The sequence below is a fragment of the Streptomyces sp. NBC_01446 genome (genome assembly GCF_026340095.1).
Taxonomy (GTDB): Bacteria; Actinomycetota; Actinomycetes; order Streptomycetales; family Streptomycetaceae; genus Streptomyces; species Streptomyces aureus.
Genome location: NZ_JAPEPO010000001.1, coordinates 2,562,787 through 2,580,426, shown reverse-complemented (window position 1 = coordinate 2,580,426; position 17,640 = coordinate 2,562,787). Strand labels below are relative to the sequence as shown.

Sequence of the window (17,640 nt, the reverse complement as noted above, 5' to 3'; positions counted from 1 at the left end):
GAGCCCGTGAGCGAGACGAAGAAGGAAGACGCCGGGGACACTGCGGCGGCCACGGTCCCCGCGCAGGCGGCGTCCCCCGAGAACCGGGAGGTGCTGCTCAAGGTCGAGGGCCTGGTCAAGCACTTCCCGATCAAGAAGGGGCTCCTCCAGCGGCAGGTCGCCGCGGTGAAGGCCGTCGACGGGATCGACTTCGAGGTCCGCAAGGGCGAGACCCTGGGCGTCGTCGGCGAGTCCGGCTGCGGCAAGTCGACCATGGGCCGGGTCATCACGAAGCTGATCGAACCCACCGCCGGCAAGATCGAGTTCGAGGGCCAGGACATCACGCGCCTCGGCACGGGGGGCATGCGCCCGCTGCGCCGGGACATCCAGATGATCTTCCAGGACCCGTACGGCTCCCTGAACCCCCGGCACACCATCGGCTCGATCGTCTCGGCGCCGTTCCGGCTCCAGGGCGTGGAGCCCGAGGGCGGGGTGAAGAAGGAGGTCCAGCGCCTCCTGGAGCTGGTGGGCCTCAGCCCCGAGCACTTCAACCGCTATCCGCACGAGTTCTCCGGAGGCCAGCGCCAGCGCATCGGCATCGCCCGCGCGCTCGCGCTCAAGCCGAAGCTGGTCGTGGCGGACGAGCCGGTCTCCGCGCTCGACGTGTCGATCCAGGCGCAGGTCGTCAACCTCATGGACGACCTGCAGTCCGAGCTGGGCCTGACGTACGTGATCATCGCGCACGACCTCTCCGTCGTCCGCCATGTCTCGGACCGCATCGCGGTGATGTACCTCGGCAAGGTCGTCGAACTCGCCGACCGCACCTCGCTGTACGAGGCGCCGATGCACCCGTACACCAAGGCCCTGATGTCGGCCGTGCCGGTGCCGGACCCCAAGCGCCGGGGCGCCAAGAGCGAGCGGATCCTGCTCAAGGGCGACGTGCCCTCGCCGATCTCGCCGCCGAGCGGCTGCCGCTTCCACACGCGGTGCTGGAAGGCGACGGAGATCTGCAAGACGGTCGAACCCCCGCTGCTCCAGCTCGCCCCCGGGCGCCAAGTGGCCTGTCACCACCCGGAGAACGCCGAGGACCAGGCCCCGGGTGACACCACGCTGCTCGCGGTCGCCAAGGAGGCGATCGAGGTGGTGACGCTGGCGCGGACGGACGCGGACGACGCTCCTGACGAGCCGGCTGCGGAGCCGGCCGAGGCGCTGGTTCAGGAGCCGGCCACGGCATCGGTTGAGAAGCCGGCCAAGGCGTCCGCCGAGGAGTCCGCTGAGACCCCCGAGGCGGCCGCCGACGCCGGTGACGACAGTGACGTACAGCCGTCGGACGATGCGGGTGACGCGGACGGGACGGATGACGTACAGGAGTCGTCCGGCAGATAGCGGGGATTTGACCGAGCAGGTCATGTACACGCCCTGACGGGGGAGTGCAGAGTCTGCGTGTCCGTTACATCGGAACACGCGCGAAGGGACGACTCATGGCACTCTCCCGTTCGGCACGTCTGGCAGCGGTCGCGACAGCGGCCGCCTCGTTCTGTCTGATCGCCGCGGCCCCGGCCCCCACCCCCGGCTCGGACGGCATCGGCGACCCGTACTTCCCGCAGCTCGGCAACGGCGGCTTCGACGCCACCCACTACGACCTGAACGTGGCGTACGACCCCGCGACCGACCGCCTCGACGGCGTCACCACCGTCACCGCGCGCGCCACCCAGAACCTCTCCTCCCTCGATCTGGACCTCCAGAAGCTGACCGTCACCTCCGTCGAAGTGAACGGCAGACGCGCCCACTTCACACGCTCCGGCGACGAGATACGCGTCACCCCGCGCGACACGATCCGCGACCACCGCACGTTCTCCGTCACGGTCACCTACGGCGGCGTCCCCGAGGCGCTCAACGGCCCCATCGTCTTCGGCTCCGACTACGGCTGGATGAAGACCGACGACGGCGTCTTCGTCGCCTGCGAACCCAACGCCGCCTCCACCTGGTTCCCCTCCAGCGACCATCCCTCGGACAAGGCGACGTACGACATCCGCATCAAGGCGCCCAAGGGCCTCACCGGCGTCTCCAACGGCCGCCTCGTCGACACGTACGACGTCCGGGGCGGGCAGACCGTGCACCACTGGCGCGAGTCACGGCCGATGGCGACCTACCTCGCGACCGCCTCCATAGGGAAGTTCGACGTCCAGACCGGCCGGACCCCCTCGGGCATTCCGATCTACGTAGCCATCGACCCGGTCCTGAAGAACAGCAACAACGTCGACGTGTACGGCGTCACGGCCGAGGTCACCGACTACTGGTCGAAGGTGTTCGGCCCCTACCCGTTCGAGGAGACCGGCGCGGTCGTCGACGACATGCCGCAGGCCGGTTTCTCCCTGGAGACGCAGTCCAAGCCGAGCTACTCCGCCGTCCGCTCCGAGGGCACGATCGTGCACGAGCTGGCCCACCAGTGGTTCGGCGACTCCGTCTCGGTGCGGCAGTGGAAGGACATCTGGCTCAACGAGGGCTTCGCCAGTTACGGGCCCTGGCTGTGGAACGAGCACAAGGGCCGCTCCAGCGCCCACGACTCCTTCCTCGCCGCCTACAACTCCGTCCCCGCGTCCTCGTCCTTCTGGCAGAGCGTCATCGCCGACCCGCAGCGCGACACCATGTTCAACAGCGCCGTCTACAACCGCGGCGCGATGACACTCCAGGTCCTTCGCGAGCGGATCGGCGACGAGGACTTCTTCAAGCTCCTGCGCACCTGGACCGCCGCACACCGCTACGGCAACGCGCAGACCGCCGACTTCATCCGTCTGGCCGAGAAGGTCTCCGGGCAGGATCTCGACGGGCTGTTCCAGACATGGCTCTACACGAAGGGCAAGCCCGCGCTGTAGGCCACGCGCCGCACCTGGCTCGGGGCGGCACCCGGCAGTGCGTAACAATGTCGGGTGCTCCTGGAACTCTTCACCCCCTCCGTCCAGCATTGGCTGGACCTCGTCGGGATCTTCGTGTTCGCGATCTCCGGCGCTCTCCTCGCGGTCCGCAAGAACTTCGATGTCTTCGGCATCGCCGTTCTCGCCGAGGTCACCGCGCTGGGCGGAGGGCTGTTCCGCGACCTGATCATCGGCGCCGTCCCGCCGGCCGCGTTCACCGACCTCGGGTACTTCCTGACCCCGCTGATCGCCGCCGGCCTGGTGTTCTTCCTGCACCCCGAGGTGGAGCGCACCCAGGTCGCGGTCAACATCTTCGACGCGGCGGGCCTCGGCCTGTTCTGCGTCACCGGCACGGTCAAGGCGTACGACTACGGGCTCGGGCTCACGGCCTCCGCGGCGCTCGGACTCGCGACCGCGGTGGGCGGCGGTGTGCTGCGCGACATCATCGCCAACGAGGTCCCGTCCCTGGTCCGCTGGGACCGCGACCTGTACGCGGTGCCAGCGATCGTCGGCTCGACGATCATCGTCCTGTGCATCCGTTTCGATGTGCTGTCCGCGTTCAGCAGCGGCGCCGCGGTCATCACGGCGTTCGTGCTGCGGCTGCTCGCGATGCGCTACCACTGGCGGGCGCCGCGGGCCTGGCACCGCAGGTCGTCGGCGGCGGAGGTGCCGGAGGAGACGCCCTGACCGGGGTCCCGGCGCTCGGCCTGCGGCAAAAGCTACCGCTTAGTAGTTTCCTGTTGTACCGTACCTGCATGGCACAGGTATCGTCCGCCGCGCAGGCGGTCATCGGCGACAGCGAGTTCGACCGCGACACGGCGGTCACCCGGCGCGAGCCCGGCGTGTACGACATCGACCTCTCGGCCGGCTGGACGATCATCAGCGCCGTCAACGGCGGCTACCTGCTCGCCGTGCTCGGCCGCGCCCTCGGTGACGCCCTGCCGCACAGCGACCCGTTCACCATCTCCGCGCACTACCTGACCGCGTCCCATCCCGGCCCCGCCGTGATCAGGACCGACATCGTCCGCACCGGCCGCACCCTCTCCACCGGCCAGGCCTCCCTCTTCCAGTACGACGACGAGGGCGCCGAGGTCGAGCGGATCCGCGTCCTCGCCTCCTACGGCGACCTCGACGCGCTCCCTGACGACGTCCGCACCACCGCGAAGCCACCGCACCTCCCGCCGGTCGAGCAGTGCTTCGGCGCGCAGGACGGCCCCACGCCGATCAAGGGCAGCTCCGCCATCACCGAGCGGCTCGCCCTCAAGCTCGACCCGGCCACGCTCGGCTGGGCGATCGGTTCGCCCTCCGGCAAGGGCGAGATGCGGGCCTGGTTCGGCCTCGCGGACGGGCGCGACGCGGACCCGCTCTCCCTGCTCCTCGCCGTGGACGCGCTGCCCCCGACCGCGTTCGAGATGGGCCTGACCGGCTGGGTCCCGACCGTCGAACTGACCGTCCACGTGCGCTGCCGCCCCGCCCCCGGCCCCCTGCGCGTCTCCATCACCACCCGCAACCTCGCGGGCGGCTTCCTTGAGGAGGACGCCGAGGTCTGGGACAGCGAGGACCGCCTCGTGGCGCAGTCCCGGCAGCTCGCGCGGGCGAAGCTGAGCTGACCGGGGCCGGTCGCACGGCGTGCGCCGGGTCGGGGCGTGAGGCGAGCCCGGCGCCCTCGGGCGCCGCGCGTCGCGAGATCCTCTGACGTGTGAAATCCGACCGGCTGCTCTCGATCCTGCTGCTGCTCCAGACCCGTGGGCGGGTCGCCGCCCCCGAGCTCGCCGAGCGGCTCGAAGTGTCCGTGCGCACCATCTACCGCGACATCGAGGCGCTCTCCGCCAGTGGCGTCCCGGTGTACGCCGAGCGCGGCCGGCACGGAGGCATCGCCCTGCTGCCCGGCTACCGCACGGACGTCACCGGGCTCACGGCCGACGAGTCGCGCGCCCTGTTCATCCTGGCCGCCCAGGGCGCCCACAGTGCGCTCGGACTCGACTCCGCGTTCCGCTCGGCCCTGCGCAAGGTGATGGCCGCGCTGCCCGAACCGCACCGCCCCGCCGCCGAGCTGATCAGCCGCCGCATCCTCGTGGAGGCGTCACGCTGGAGGGGCGGGCCCCTGCCCGCCGTGGACCTGGGCGTGCTCCAGGAGGCGGTGCTCGCCGAGCGGCGTCTGCGCCTGCGCTACCGGCACAGCGGCACCGACACACCCCGCACCTACACCGTCGACCCGTACGGACTCGTCTCCAAGGCCGGGGTCTGGTACCTCGTCGCCGACCGGCGCGCCGAGCCCCGGCTGTTCCGGGCGGACCGGGTGCGCGAGGCGACCCTCACCGACGCGCCCGTACGGCGGCGCCCGGGGGTCCGACTGGCGGACGCCTGGGCCGTGTTGAAGCGTCAGGTCGAGGACAGGCCGGGCGCCGTCGAGGCCACCGCGCGCGTGCGGCGCACCCACCTCGACCTGTTCCTGCGGCTGTGCGGCAACGCGCTGACGGCGCCGCCCGACGACGACGGCCGCAGCGAGTGGATCACCGTGCGTCTCGGCTACGGGGAAGTGCGCGAGGCGCGCTCGCTCCTGTCCTTCGCCGACAACGTCGAGGTCGCCGGCCCGCCCGAGATCCGTGAGGAACTCGCCCGCTGCGCCGCCGCGATCACCGGCGTGTACGGTCCGCCCACAGGAACTCCGTGACGGCACCGGTCAGTTCGGCCGGCGCGTCCTCCTGTACGAGATGCCCCGCGCCCTCGATCAGCCGCAGCTCGGCGCCGGGGATCAGCTTCGCCAGTTCGTGCCCCCTCGCGACCGGGATCCAGGTGTCGTCGGTGCCCCAGCAGATCAGCACGGGCAGGTCCAACTCCCCGTACCGGTCCTGGATCTCATCGGTGAAGCGCTGGTCGTTCTGCTCGATCTGACGGTAGAACGCTGGCTGTCCCTCGGGTGTGCACCAGGGTGCGACCAGTCGGTCGAGTGTCTCCGGGTGCAGGCCCCGGTGGCTCGCCGACCTGATGTACTCGCGCACCAGCGCCTCGTGCAGGGCCGGCGGGAGCTGGGCGAACACCTCGGCGTGCGCGCCGAGATGGCGGTACGTGGGGGAGCCCCACGGGGCGAGAGCCACCGGATCGACGAGCGTGAGCCGCTCGTAGCGCGCGCCGTGCAACAAGCGGGCGCGCAGGGCGACACAGCCGCCGAAGTCATGGGCGACGACGGCGGGTTCGGCGCCTGGCCGGTCCAGGCCCCAGTGGCCGAGCAACTCGGTCAGGACGCGGGCGTGGGCGGCCAGGGAGACGTCCTGCCCGTCGTGCTTGGCCGAGGCGCCGTACCCGGGCAGGTCCCACACGTACACGCGGTACCGGGCGGCGAGCGCGCGGGCCGGGCCGCGCCAGACGTACGAGGAGAAGGGCGTGCCGTGGACGAGGACGACCGGCGGCGCGTCCGCGGGGCCGAGCGCGGCCCAGGCGACGTCACCGGACGAACTGGCGTAGGAGCGGTCGAGATTCCAGTCGGCGGTCATGCAGTTCAGGCTAGGGCTTGTCCAGGCCGGGGGCGTGGGGGCGCGGGCGTCCGTGGCAGGTCGCCGGTGGGCCGGCCTCAGTCCAGCCAGTGCGCCCTGCCGAGGTTGACGAGGCGCAACTGCCGTGTGGCGAGGTCGATCGCCGCGTCCATGCGCTCGGGCGGGGTCTCCAGGAAGACGGACGCGGTCATCACCATGTGCTCGACGTAGTGCCAGGCGAGCATCCGCAGGTCGTCGCGGCTCCAGCCCGCGGACACGGGGTCCGCGGCCAGTCCCTCGGCCACCTCCTCGGTGAACCGCGCGAGCTGCCCGCCGATGGCATCCCGCACCTGCTGGACACCGCCGTGCCGCTCACGCGCGATGAAGCGCACGTGGGAGGGGTGCGTGCGGACCAGACGGGCGATCAACTCGACCGTCTGGCCGAGGCGTTCCTCGTTGCTCCCCGTCGTGGTCAGCATCGTGGTGATCGTCTCGTGCAGGCTGCCGAGCGCCTCCTCGACGAGCGCGACGCCGAGCTCGGCCGTCGAGCAGAAGTGCCGGTAGAACGCGGTCGGCGCGACCCCGACGGCCCGGGTGACCTCGCGCAGCCCCAGGCTCGACAGGCTCTGGTCCTCGAGCAGCCCCAACGCCGCGTCGAGCAGCGCCTGTCGGGTCTTCTGCTTCTGGGCCTGCCGGACGCCGAGGGTGTGACTCATGCCATGCAGTTAACACTTGTTCTCTGTAATGCGGAAGCTGTGCGCGCGCTAGACTCAGAAGTCAGTGAACGGTTGTAATCCCAACTGTCACCGATCCGATCCGACCCCGAGAGGCACTCATGCTGTTCCTCGTAGCCGCCCTGCTTCTGCTGGGCGTCGCGCTGGGCTCCGTGGCCCACGCGCCTCTTCCCGTCACGCTCGTCGCCGCCGCCGTCATCGGTGTCTGGCTGGTCGTCTTCGCCGTGCGCGAGCGGACCGCCCGGCGACGCCACCAGCACTGATCCGATCCGCTTCACCAGAGGGGGTACCACCATGCAACTCACCGCCGAAACCCGTACGACTCCTGACACCGCGCCGCGCGCCGGTACGCGCGACGCCGACGGAATGGCCGTCGCCTCGTTCGTCCTCGGGCTGCTCGGACTGCTCGTCCTCAACCTTTTCCTCGGCCCCATCGCCATCGTGCTCGCCGGCCTCGCCCTGTGGCGCGGCACCGCCCGCCGTGGCCGTGCGCTGCTCGGACTCGGGCTCGGCGTGGCCGACCTTGCGGTCCTCGCGGCGTTCGTCGCCACCGATCACACGCTGTCCTGGAGCCTCACGGGCTGACCTCTCGCGCGCCCTCCGTGGGACGGGACCCCACGCGGCGCGGAGCACCGGGACCGAGGCTCGTAGAATCGAGCCCACCATGGCTTACCTCGACCACGCCGCGACCACTCCGATGCTCCCGGAGGCCGTCGAGGTGATGACCGCCCAGCTCGCCGTCACCGGCAACGCGTCCTCGCTGCACGCAGCGGGCCGGCGCGCCCGACGCACCGTCGAGGAGTCCCGCGAGACCCTCGCCGAATCCCTCGGCGCCCGCCCCAGTGAGGTCGTTTTCACCTCAGGCGGCACCGAGGCCGACAACCTCGCGGTGAAGGGCCTGTACTGGTCCCGCCGCGACGCCGACCCCGCCCGCACCCGCGTCCTCTCCAGCCCCGTCGAACACCACGCCGTCCTCGACGCCGTGCACTGGCTCGGTGAACACGAGGGCGCCACCGTCGAGTACCTGCCCGTCGACACGTACGGGCGCGTGCACCCGGACGCCCTGCGCGAGGCGATCTCCCGCAATCCCGACGACGTGGCCCTCGCCACCGTCATGTGGGCGAACAACGAGATCGGCACGATCCAGCCCGTCCGTGAACTCGCCGACGTGGCCGCCGAGTTCGGTGTCCCGCTGCATGCCGATGCCGTCCAGGCCTACGGTCAGCTCCCCGTCGACTTCGCCGCGTCCGGCCTCGCCGCGATGACCGTCTCCGGCCACAAGATCGGCGGCCCGTACGGCATCGGGGCGCTCCTCCTGGGCCGCGAGTACACCCCCGTACCCGTGCTCCATGGCGGCGGTCAGGAGCGGCATGTGCGCTCCGGGACGCTCGACGTGCCGGCCGTCGCCGCCTTCGCCGTCGCCGGGCGGCTCGCCGCCGAACAGCGCGAGCGGTTCGCCCGCGAGATCGGCGGTCTGCGTGACGACCTGGTCGACGCCGTGCGCGCGGCCGTCCCCGGGGTGATCCTCGGCGGCGACCCGGCCCCCGGCGGCCGGCTGCCCGCCAACGCCCACTTCACCTTCCCCGGCTGCGAGGGCGATTCCCTGCTGCTGCTCCTGGACGCCCAGGGCATCGAGTGCTCCACCGGCTCCGCGTGCACGGCCGGTGTGGCGCAGCCCAGCCACGTACTGCTGGCCACCGGCACCGACCCGGACCTCGCCCGCGGCACCCTGCGCTTCTCCCTCGGCCACACGTCGACCGAGGCGGACGTCGCAGCGGTGGCGGACGCGATCGGACCGGCGGTGGAGCGGGCCAGGACGGCCGGGCTGAGCTGACGGCCGGGCTGGGCTGACAGCCGGGCCGGGCTGACAGCCGGGCCGGGCTGACGGCCGGGCCGGGTGACGGCCGGGCTGGGCCCGGGTGTGTCCGGGCGCCGCCGGGCGGCCTACGCCTTGGCCGTACGCCCCTCGTCATGGGCCCGCCGCACCAGGCGCATGACGGCCGGGCGGCCTATGCCTTGGCCGTACGCCCCTCGTCATGGGCCCGCCGCACCAGGCGCATGTACCGGTCCCAGTCCCAGTGCGGACCCGGATCGGTGTGGTCCGTGCCCGGCACCTCGACGTGCCCGATGATGTGCTTCCGGTCGACGGGTATCCCATAGCGCCTGCATATCCCGGCGGTGAGCCGGGCGGAGGACGCGTACATGGCGTCCGTGAAGTCGGCCGGGCGGTCCACGAACCCCTCGTGCTCGATCCCCACACTGCGTTCGTTGAAGTCCTTGTTCCCCGCGTGGAACGCCACGTCCAGCTCGCGGATCATCTGCGCTATGTGCCCGTCCTTGCGCACCACGTAGTGTGCGGCCGCCCCGTGCCACGGGTCCTTGAAGACCTTCAGCGTGCCCTGGTAGCTGCCCTGGGTGACATGGATGATCACGCGGTCGATCGTGTAGTCCGCCGGGCGGTCCGCCCGGCGCCAGTTCGCCGCCGCCGCGGCCACCCACTCCGCGCCCCTGAAGTCGACCTCGCCGGCCTTGCGCGGCTTGTCGATGCCGGGCATCTGCCACCACATGTGCGCCAGGTCGCTGCGGGCGAGCAGGCCCACACCGACGGCCGTCGCCGCGCCTCCGATCAGCAGCGTCCGCCGGCTGACCCCCCGGTCACCGTCGCGCTTCGCGCCGCCCCCGGACTTCCGCCGGGACTTTCCCTGTGCTCCCACGACCCGCCCCCGTTCACGTCGTACGAGATCCACAACGGATACTCGCGGGATTCGGTTCCCGCGGCCCCGTACCCTGTTAGAGCTATGACTTCGCAGACCCCGCAGAGCACCCGCCCCCTTCGCGTCCTCGCCGCCATGTCGGGCGGCGTGGACTCCGCCGTCGCCGCCGCCCGCGCGGCGGAAGCGGGCCACGACGTGACGGGCGTCCACCTCGCCCTCTCCGCGAACCCGCAGTCGTTCCGCACCGGAGCCCGCGGCTGTTGCACCATCGAGGACTCCCGCGACGCCCGCAGGGCCGCCGACGTCATCGGGATCCCCTTCTACGTCTGGGACCTCGCCGAGCGGTTCCGCGAGGACGTCGTCGACGACTTCGTCGCCGAGTACGAGGCCGGGCGCACCCCGAACCCGTGCCTGCGCTGCAACGAGAAGATCAAGTTCGCCGCGCTCCTCGACAAGGCGCTCGCCCTCGGCTTCGACGCCGTCGCCACCGGCCACTACGCGAAGGTGGTCGAGCACCCGGACGGCACCCGCGAACTGCACCGCGCCTCCGACATGGCCAAGGACCAGTCGTACGTCCTCGGAGTGCTCGACGACCGCCAGCTCGCGCACGCCCTGTTCCCCCTGGGCGACACGGTCACGACGAAGGACGAGATCCGCGCGGAGGCCGAGCGGCGCGGCCTCGCCGTCGCCAAGAAGCCCGACTCGCACGACATCTGTTTCATCGCGGACGGCGACACCCAGGGCTTCCTGGCGTCGCGCCTGGGCAAGGCAGAGGGCGACATCGTCGACGAGACGGGCAGCAAGGTCGGCACGCACGAGGGCGCGTACGGCTTCACGATCGGCCAGCGCAAGGGCCTGCGCATCGGTACCCCGGCCCCCGACGGCAAGCCGCGCTACGTCCTCGACATCTCTCCGGTGAACAACACGGTGACGGTCGGCCCCGTCGACTCCCTCGACGTCACGGCCCTCACGGCCATCAAGCCCCGCTGGTGCGGCACGGCTCCCTCGGGACCGGGCACGTACACCGCGCAGCTGCGTGCCCACGGCGACGAGACGCCGGTGACCGCGGAGCTGGTGGACGGCACCCTGACCGTCACCTTCGACGAGCCCGCACGCGGCGTCGCCCCCGGCCAGGCCATCGTGCTCTACGACGGCACGCGCGTGGTCGGCTCGGCGACGATCGCGACGACCACGCGCGCGAAGGCCGTCGCCTAGTCCCGTCAGCCGCTTCCGGAGTGCGCCGGAGTGCGCGGTCCTACGCCGAGAAGAAGTCGCTGAGCAGCGGGCCGAGGGCGTCCGGGTCCACCGCGTGGGTCTGGCCGTCCAGCGTGCGGTACGTCCCGTCGGGCACCGCCTGAGCCACCGTCCGCGCCGCCTCGCGCATCCACGCGGGGCTCGCCCCGCCCGCGACGGCGAGCACCGGCACGGTGATCGAGGCCAGCCGCTCCCGCGGCACCAGACCGTCACCCATCGCGGCGTCGTCGTAGGCGAGGGTCGGCGCGACCGCCTCCATTTCCGGCCACCACGGTGACCGCCGGGCGCCCGCGATCATCCCGGCGGGCGTGCCGGTGAGCGACATGAACAGCTCCACCGCGTCCCCGTTGCGGCCGTCGGCCAGGAGCCCGGACAGCTGCCGCGTGTACTCCGCGCGCTCCTTGCCGCCCCCTTCGTCGAGCGCGAACGGGGGTTCGTACACGGCGACTCGGGTCACCGCAAGCCCGCTCGCCGCGGCCTCCAGGGCCAGCGCCGCGCCCGAGGACATGCCGTACAGCGCCGCGCTGCCGCCCACCGCGTCGATGAGCGCCGCGATGTCCTCCACCTCGCGGGCGACCGCGTACGGGGCCGTGTCACCGCTCGCGCCACGGCCCCTGCGGTCGTACGGGACGGCGCCGAGTCCGGCGCTCAGCCGGGCGGCCAGCGGCTCCATCGACGAGCCCGCCGACAGGGCGCCACTCACCAGGATGACCGCCGGACCCGTGCCGGTGCGCTCGTACGCGATGACCGTGCCGTCGGAGGAGTTCGTCTTCTTGTCCATGTCCGTGAAAACTCCCCCGCCCGGTGGAACTCATCACGCGGTCAGACGATTTCCACCTCGTAGAAGCACAGGTGGTCCTTGATCTCGGCCACCTCCGGCTTCGGGTCCGGGTACGACCACACCAGGTCGGGGGCGTCCGGCAGGGACCAGTAGGACGCCGTTCCCTTGAAGGGGCAGTACGTCTGTGTGTCGGACGGGGTCAGCAGATCCGCGCGGACGTCCGCCGGCGGTATGTAGTAGCGCACGGGACAGCCCGTCTCGCGCAGCAGCAGCGGACGCGTGCTCTGCGCGAGCACCACCCCGCCGTGGACGACGCGTACGGAACCGGTGCCCTGCTCGATCGTGATCGTGTGTCCATCAGCCATACCAGGGACAGCGCCGGCGAGGCCGCCGTTCTTCCCCCGTACGGTAGGTCGCATGAACATCTGCGTCTTCCTCTCCGCCGCCGACCTCGCCGACCGCTACACCCGCCCCGCCCGTGAGTTCGCCGAACTGCTCGGCAAGGGCGGGCACACGCTCGTGTGGGGCGGTTCGGAGAGCGGGCTCATGAAGGTGGTCGCGGACGGCGCGCAGGAGGCCGGAGGGCGCCTCGTCGGCGTCTCCGTGGACTTCCTGGCCGCCAAGGCGCGGACGAACGCCGACGAGATGGTGATCGCCCGTGACCTCGCCGAACGCAAGGCACTGCTCCTGGAGAAGGCCGACGCCGTCGTCATCATGGTGGGCGGCACGGGCACGCTCGACGAGGCCACCGAGATCCTTGAGCTGAAGAAGCACGGCAAGACCACCAAGCCGGTCGTCCTGCTCAACTCGGCGGGCTTCTACGACGGCCTCAAGGAGCAGTTCCGCCGCATGGAGGACGAGGGGTTCCTGCCGGTGCCGCTGACCGAGCTGGTGTTCTTCGCCGAGGAGCCCGTCGGCGCGCTGGCCTACCTGGAGGAATCAGTCGGAACGCTCTAATGCGAGCATGGCCCGTATGGCAACACATGTGATCACCGGGGCCGGATCAGGTATCGGCGCGGCAGTGGCGCGCCGTCTGCACACACGCGGGGATGAACTCGTCCTCCACGCGCGAGACGCGGCCCGCGCGAAGGAACTCGCGGCCCAGTTCCCCGGCGCGGGCACCCTCGTCGGCGACCTCTCCGACCCGGACAAGCTCTCCTGGGCGTTCTCGCACCAGTCGCTGCCCGACCGGGTGGACTCGCTGCTGCACATCGCGGGTGTCGTCGATCTCGGCCCGGTCGGCGAGCTCACCCCCAAGTCGTGGCGCCACCAGCTGAACGTGAACCTGGTCGCCCCCGCCGAGCTGACCCGCCATTTCCTGCCCCAGCTCCGCGTCGCCCACGGCCACGTGGTCTTCGTCAACTCCGGTGCGGGCCTCAGCGCGCATGCCGACTGGTCCGCGTACGCCGCCTCCAAGCACGGTCTGAAGGCGCTCGCCGACTCCCTGCGCCAGGAGGAGCACGGAAACGGCGTCCGGGTCACGTCGGTCTACCCGGGCCGCACGGCCAGCGCCATGCAGGTCAAGGTGCACCAGCAGGAGGGCAAGCCGTACGACGCCGCCCGCTGGATCGACCCCGAGTCGGTCGCCACGACGATCGTCATGGCCCTCGACCTGCCGCGCGACGCCGAGGTCAACGACCTGACGGTGCGTCCGGGCCGTTAGCGCATCGCTTCGGTCCACCTGCGCTTGAGCCGGCCCCGGCCCCGTTACGTACGCTTCGCGGGTGAGCGAAAACAGCAAGTTCAGGCCGGGGCCCGCCACCGGTGTCGGATCGATGCCCGGTGGCGACGCGCGCGAGGCGGCCAAGACGGTCACCGGCAGTGTCGAGGAGTTCCCGTATCTGGCGGAACTGCCCGCACGCGGACCCGGCGCCGACATGATCGGCCGGACCACCGGACTGCTCGTCGAGCTCTACGCGCGCGTGGAGCCCAGCGGCTGGCGGCTCGGGGACCGGCCGGGCCGCGACACCCGGCGCGCCCGGTCCTGGATGGGCGAGGACCTGGACGCCCTCGAGGAGTTCACGCAGGGCTACCAGGGGCCGTTGAAGGTGCAGGCGGTCGGCCCCTGGACGCTCGCCGCCGCCCTGGAACTGCGCAACGGCGAGGTCGCCCTCTCCGACGAGGGCGCCTGCCGGGACCTCGCCGGCTCGCTCGCCGAGGGTCTGCGCCTCCACCTCGACGACGTGCGCCGCCGCGTCCCCGGCGCCGAGATCGTGCTCCAGCTCGATGAGCCGTCCCTCATCGCCGTACTGCGCGGCCAGGTCAAGAGCGCCAGCGGATACCGCACCCACCGCGCCGTCGACCGCCAGCTCGTGGAGAGCACGCTCCGCGAGGCCGTCTCGGTCCACGACGGTCCCGTCGTCGTGCACTCCTGCGCCCCGGACGTCCCGTTCGCCCTGCTGCGCCGCGCCGGCGCCGACGCCATCTCCTTCGACTTCTCGCTGCTCACCGAACGTGACGACGACGCGATCGGTGAGGCCGTCGAGGCCGGCACGCGGCTCTTCGCAGGTGTCGTGCCGGGCACGGACGGCCCATTGTCAGACCCTGCCGGTAGCGTCATGGGAGTCAGGACGCTGTGGCGCAGGCTGGGGCTGAATCCCGGCTCCCTCGCGGAGTCGGTCACGCTCACTCCGTCGTGCGGTCTCGCGGGGGCCTCTCCCGCGTACGCGCGCGCCGCGCTCGCCCACTGCGTCCGGGCGGCGAGATCACTCGCGGACAACCCAGAGTGACGGGTCCGGGTCCGCACACGGACAAACGGGAGGACGAGACGGTGGCCGGCGAACAGCAGCACGCACAGCCCGCAGAGGTGCCCGCGACGGCACGGGAGCAGCACGCGCAGCTCGCCGAGCAGATCGAGGAGCACCGCTTCAGGTACTACGTGAAGGACCAGCCGGTCGTCAGCGACGGCGAGTTCGACAAGCTCCTGCGCTCCCTGGAGGCGCTGGAGGAGCAGTACCCCGAGCTGCGCACGCCCGACTCGCCGACGCAGAAGGTCGCCGGTTCGTACGAGCCGGTGTCCACGACGTTCACGGCCGTCGAGCACCGCGAGCGCATGCTCTCCCTCGACAACGCCTTCGACGACGCCGAGTTGGCCGCCTGGGCCGACCGCATCGCCCGGGACGTCGGCACGCCCGACTACCACTTCCTGTGCGAACTCAAGATCGACGGCCTCGCGGTCAACCTCACGTACGAGGACGGCAGGCTCACCCGCGCCGCCACCCGCGGAGACGGCCGCACCGGTGAGGACATCACTCCCAACGTGCGCACGATCGCGGAGATCCCCCACCGCCTCAAGGGTGACCGCGTCCCCGCACTCGTCGAGATCCGCGGCGAGGTCTTCTTCCCCATGGCGGGGTTCGAGGAGCTCAACGCGCGCCTGGTCGAGGCCGGCGACAAGCCCTTCGCCAACCCGCGCAACGCGGCGGCGGGTTCACTGCGCCAGAAGGACCCCCGCGTCACCGCGACCCGCCCGCTCCACATGGTCGTGCACGGCATCGGCGCCCGCGAGGGCTTCGACATCGACCGCCTCTCCCAGGCCTACGAGCTGCTGCACGAATGGGGCCTGCCCACCGCCCGGCACAACAGGGTGGTCGACAGCATCGAGGACGTACGGGAGTTCATCGCCCACTTCGGGGAGAACCGCCACTCGATCGTCGAGCACGAGATCGACGGCGCCGTCGTCAAGCTCGACGAGATCCCCCTCCAGGGCCGCCTCGGCTCCACGTCGCGCGCCCCGCGCTGGGCCATCGCCTGGAAGTACCCGCCGGAGGAGGTCAACACCAAGCTGGTCAACATCCGCGTGGGCGTCGGCCGCACCGGCCGCGTCACGCCGTACGCGCAGGTCGAGCCGGTCACCGTGGCCGGCTCCGAGGTCGAGTTCGCGACCCTGCACAACCAGGACGTCGTCAAGAAGAAGGGCGTCCTCATCGGGGACACCGTCGTCCTGCGCAAGGCGGGCGACGTCATCCCGGAGATCCTCGGCCCGGTCGCCGACCTGCGCGACGGCAGCGAGCGGGAGTTCGTGATGCCCGCCCAGTGCCCCGAGTGCGGCACCCCGCTGCGGCCCATGAAGGAGGGCGACATCGACCTCCGCTGCCCGAACGCCCGGTCCTGTCCTGCCCAGTTGCGCGAGCGCCTCTTCTACCTCGGGGGCCGCAAGTCCCTCGACATCGAGAACTTCGGTTACGTGGCGGCCGCCGCCCTCACCAAGCCCCTGGAGCCGGCCGAGCCGGCGCTCGCCGACGAGGGCGACCTGTTCGACCTCACCATCGAGCAGCTGCTGCCGATCCGGGCGTACGTCCTCGATCAGGACAGCGGCCTGCCCAAGCGGGACCCGAAGACCGGCGAGGAGAAGGTCGCCACGGTCTTCGCCAACCAGCAGGGCGAGCCCCGCAAGAACGCCCTGTCCATGCTGGAGAACATCGCGGCGGCGAAGGAGCGGCCGCTAGCCCGCGTCATCACCGGCCTGTCCGTGCGCCATGTGGGGCCCGTCGCCGCCGAGGCGCTGGCCCGCGAGTTCCGCTCCATCGACCGCATCGAGCAGGCCACCGAGGAGGAGCTCGCCGCCACCGACGGCGTCGGGCCGATCATCGCTGCCTCGCTCAAGCAGTGGTTCGCGGAGGACTGGCACCGCGAGATCCTGCGCAAGTGGCGGGCCGCCGGGGTGCGGATGGAGGAGGAGGGCGCGGGTGAGGACCAGGGTCCGCGTCCCCTCGAAGGCCTCACGGTCGTCGTCACCGGCACCCTCGAGCACCACACCCGAGATGGCGCGAAAGAGGCCCTGCAGAGCAGAGGGGCCAAGGTGACGGGCTCCGTTTCCAAGAAGACCTCCTTCGTCGTAGTGGGGGACAATCCGGGCTCCAAGTACGACAAGGCGATGCAGCTGAAGGTTCCGGTTCTGAACGAGGACGGGTTCGCCGTCCTGCTCGAACAGGGGCCGGACGCGGCGGCGGACGCGGCGCTTCCGACCGAGGAGTAGCGGTTGAAGGCCACCCGTTCAGCGCATACCAGATGCATACGGGTGGCCAGGGCGCATTCGGGCAACCGTGGGCGACCGCTGCCCCTGGAAGCCTTCTGCGGCCTACTGTTGAGGGGTGCGCCTGCCGTGCCCGGCTGCGGATGGGGCATCCCCTGCCCACGACGGGCACGGGGCAGTGAACGAGGACGCGGTACCGCTGACGGAAGTCGTCCGCGGCGGATCGCGTGGCGTGGGCACCGCCGGCTGTGAGAGGGACGGGAATGGAACCGACCGAGAGCGCCGCTCCGGACTCACGGCTGCGCACGCGTTGGCGCGTGTGGCGAGGCGCCGAGAGCCCGGCGCCGGCCGCGCGCAGCGTGCCGGGACAGGACGAGACCGGCGAGAAGGACGAGCCCGGTGAGACGGACCAGGGGGACGGGCGTCGCGCGGTCGACGCCGCCCCGGCAGCGCGCTCCGCGGACGACGGTCCCGGCGGGAGCGAGCACGGTGGTTCGGTGAGCAGGCGCGGTGCGTGGCGCGCAGCGTTCGGGATCCGCGGCGCAGGGCGTCCGCGCCGTCGCGCGGGCTCCGGTGCGCGGGGCGAGAGCGGACGGAGCGGCTCCGCCGGCGTATCGGCCGGATCCGCGGCGCCCGCACCCGGCTGGCCCGCGTCCGGTTCGAACGGCGGAGCCGGGATCGGCGCCTACGGCGTCCCCGGATCCGGTGCGGCGGCGCCCGGTTGGCCCGCCCCGGGTTCGAACGGCGGAGCGGGCATCGGTGCCATCGGCGGTACCGGCTCCGGAGCGGCGGTGAGCGGCGGGACCGGGTGGACC

Annotated in this window: 18 protein-coding genes; 13 read left to right on the top strand and 5 right to left on the bottom strand. The window is 71.7% G+C overall.

The annotated features are described in order from the left end of the window. Positions 1 to 6 precede the first annotated feature (6 nt). From OG456_RS11360 to OG456_RS11340, 5 genes are all read left to right on the top strand, one after another. On the top strand, positions 7 to 1,365 hold the full coding sequence (locus OG456_RS11360) for an ABC transporter ATP-binding protein (RefSeq protein WP_266559834.1): 1,359 nt from the start codon (positions 7 to 9) through the stop codon (positions 1,363 to 1,365). A gap of 95 nt (positions 1,366 to 1,460) precedes the next feature. Then, a complete protein-coding gene (locus OG456_RS11355; RefSeq protein WP_266559832.1) occupies positions 1,461 to 2,855 on the top strand; it encodes a M1 family metallopeptidase in 1,395 nt (464 codons plus the stop codon). A 54-nt stretch (positions 2,856 to 2,909) separates the two neighbouring features. Next, entirely contained in the window at positions 2,910 to 3,581 is a 672-nt protein-coding gene (locus OG456_RS11350; RefSeq protein ID WP_266559830.1) for a trimeric intracellular cation channel family protein, read from the top strand. Positions 3,582 to 3,649: 68 nt separating this feature from the next. Further along, complete coding sequence (locus OG456_RS11345; protein WP_266559828.1) at positions 3,650 to 4,504, top strand: thioesterase family protein; 855 nt, start codon at positions 3,650 to 3,652, stop codon at positions 4,502 to 4,504. An 89-nt stretch (positions 4,505 to 4,593) separates the two neighbouring features. Next, on the top strand, positions 4,594 to 5,568 hold the full coding sequence (locus OG456_RS11340; protein ID WP_266559826.1) for a YafY family protein: 975 nt from the start codon (positions 4,594 to 4,596) through the stop codon (positions 5,566 to 5,568). Here OG456_RS11340 and OG456_RS11335 read toward each other — a convergent pair. Both OG456_RS11335 and OG456_RS11330 read right to left on the bottom strand, forming a co-directional pair. Continuing rightward, positions 5,531 to 6,388, bottom strand: a complete 858-nt coding sequence (locus tag OG456_RS11335; protein WP_266559824.1) for an alpha/beta fold hydrolase — start codon at positions 6,386 to 6,388, stop codon at positions 5,531 to 5,533. The two genes, OG456_RS11340 and OG456_RS11335, sit on opposite strands and share 38 nt — an antisense overlap. A 77-nt stretch (positions 6,389 to 6,465) precedes the next feature. After that, positions 6,466 to 7,083 (bottom strand): TetR family transcriptional regulator, encoded by a 618-nt coding sequence (locus OG456_RS11330; protein ID WP_266559822.1) that lies wholly within the window; start codon positions 7,081 to 7,083, stop codon positions 6,466 to 6,468. Between the two features lie 119 nt (positions 7,084 to 7,202). Here OG456_RS11330 and OG456_RS11325 point away from each other — a divergent pair, with 119 nt between their 5' ends. The 3 genes from OG456_RS11325 to OG456_RS11315 all read left to right on the top strand — a co-directional run bounded on the left by OG456_RS11325 (position 7,203) and on the right by OG456_RS11315 (position 8,935). Further along, positions 7,203 to 7,364: a hypothetical protein gene (locus OG456_RS11325; RefSeq protein WP_266559820.1), complete on the top strand. Its 162-nt coding sequence runs from the start codon at positions 7,203 to 7,205 to the stop codon at positions 7,362 to 7,364. Between the two features lie 31 nt (positions 7,365 to 7,395). Further along, on the top strand, positions 7,396 to 7,686 hold the full coding sequence (locus OG456_RS11320; RefSeq protein WP_266559818.1) for a DUF4190 domain-containing protein: 291 nt from the start codon (positions 7,396 to 7,398) through the stop codon (positions 7,684 to 7,686). A gap of 79 nt (positions 7,687 to 7,765) precedes the next feature. After that, positions 7,766 to 8,935, top strand: coding sequence for a cysteine desulfurase family protein (locus OG456_RS11315; protein ID WP_266559816.1), 1,170 nt, complete (start codon positions 7,766 to 7,768; stop codon positions 8,933 to 8,935). 175 nt (positions 8,936 to 9,110) lie between these two features. Here OG456_RS11315 and OG456_RS11310 read toward each other — a convergent pair whose 3' ends face one another. After that, positions 9,111 to 9,815 (bottom strand): N-acetylmuramoyl-L-alanine amidase, encoded by a 705-nt coding sequence (locus tag OG456_RS11310; protein ID WP_266559814.1) that lies wholly within the window; start codon positions 9,813 to 9,815, stop codon positions 9,111 to 9,113. An 84-nt stretch (positions 9,816 to 9,899) separates the two neighbouring features. On the opposite strand from OG456_RS11310, the gene mnmA reads away from it, so the two are divergent. Further along, positions 9,900 to 11,030, top strand: coding sequence for a tRNA 2-thiouridine(34) synthase MnmA (gene mnmA, locus OG456_RS11305; RefSeq protein ID WP_116509612.1), 1,131 nt, complete (start codon positions 9,900 to 9,902; stop codon positions 11,028 to 11,030). A 40-nt stretch (positions 11,031 to 11,070) separates the two neighbouring features. On the opposite strand, the gene OG456_RS11300 is transcribed toward mnmA, so the two are convergent. Further along, complete coding sequence (locus OG456_RS11300) at positions 11,071 to 11,850, bottom strand: alpha/beta fold hydrolase (RefSeq protein WP_266559811.1); 780 nt, start codon at positions 11,848 to 11,850, stop codon at positions 11,071 to 11,073. Positions 11,851 to 11,891: 41 nt separating this feature from the next. After that, the gene (locus OG456_RS11295; protein WP_266569150.1) at positions 11,892 to 12,215 is read right to left on the bottom strand and encodes a DUF427 domain-containing protein; all 324 of its coding nucleotides are present in this window, start codon (positions 12,213 to 12,215) and stop codon (positions 11,892 to 11,894) included. Positions 12,216 to 12,267: 52 nt separating this feature from the next. Between OG456_RS11295 and OG456_RS11290 the strand changes: the two genes are divergently transcribed. The 4 genes from OG456_RS11290 to ligA all read left to right on the top strand — a co-directional run bounded on the left by OG456_RS11290 (position 12,268) and on the right by ligA (position 16,828). Continuing rightward, entirely contained in the window at positions 12,268 to 12,807 is a 540-nt protein-coding gene (locus OG456_RS11290) for a TIGR00730 family Rossman fold protein (protein WP_266559809.1), read from the top strand. Positions 12,808 to 12,814: 7 nt separating this feature from the next. Continuing rightward, positions 12,815 to 13,513 (top strand): SDR family oxidoreductase, encoded by a 699-nt coding sequence (locus OG456_RS11285; protein ID WP_266559807.1) that lies wholly within the window; start codon positions 12,815 to 12,817, stop codon positions 13,511 to 13,513. Between the two features lie 61 nt (positions 13,514 to 13,574). Next, entirely contained in the window at positions 13,575 to 14,579 is a 1,005-nt protein-coding gene (locus OG456_RS11280) for a methionine synthase (RefSeq protein WP_266559805.1), read from the top strand. 41 nt (positions 14,580 to 14,620) lie between these two features. Further along, positions 14,621 to 16,828, top strand: a complete 2,208-nt coding sequence (gene ligA, locus OG456_RS11275; RefSeq protein ID WP_266559803.1) for an NAD-dependent DNA ligase LigA — start codon at positions 14,621 to 14,623, stop codon at positions 16,826 to 16,828. Positions 16,829 to 17,640: the final 812 nt, after the last annotated feature.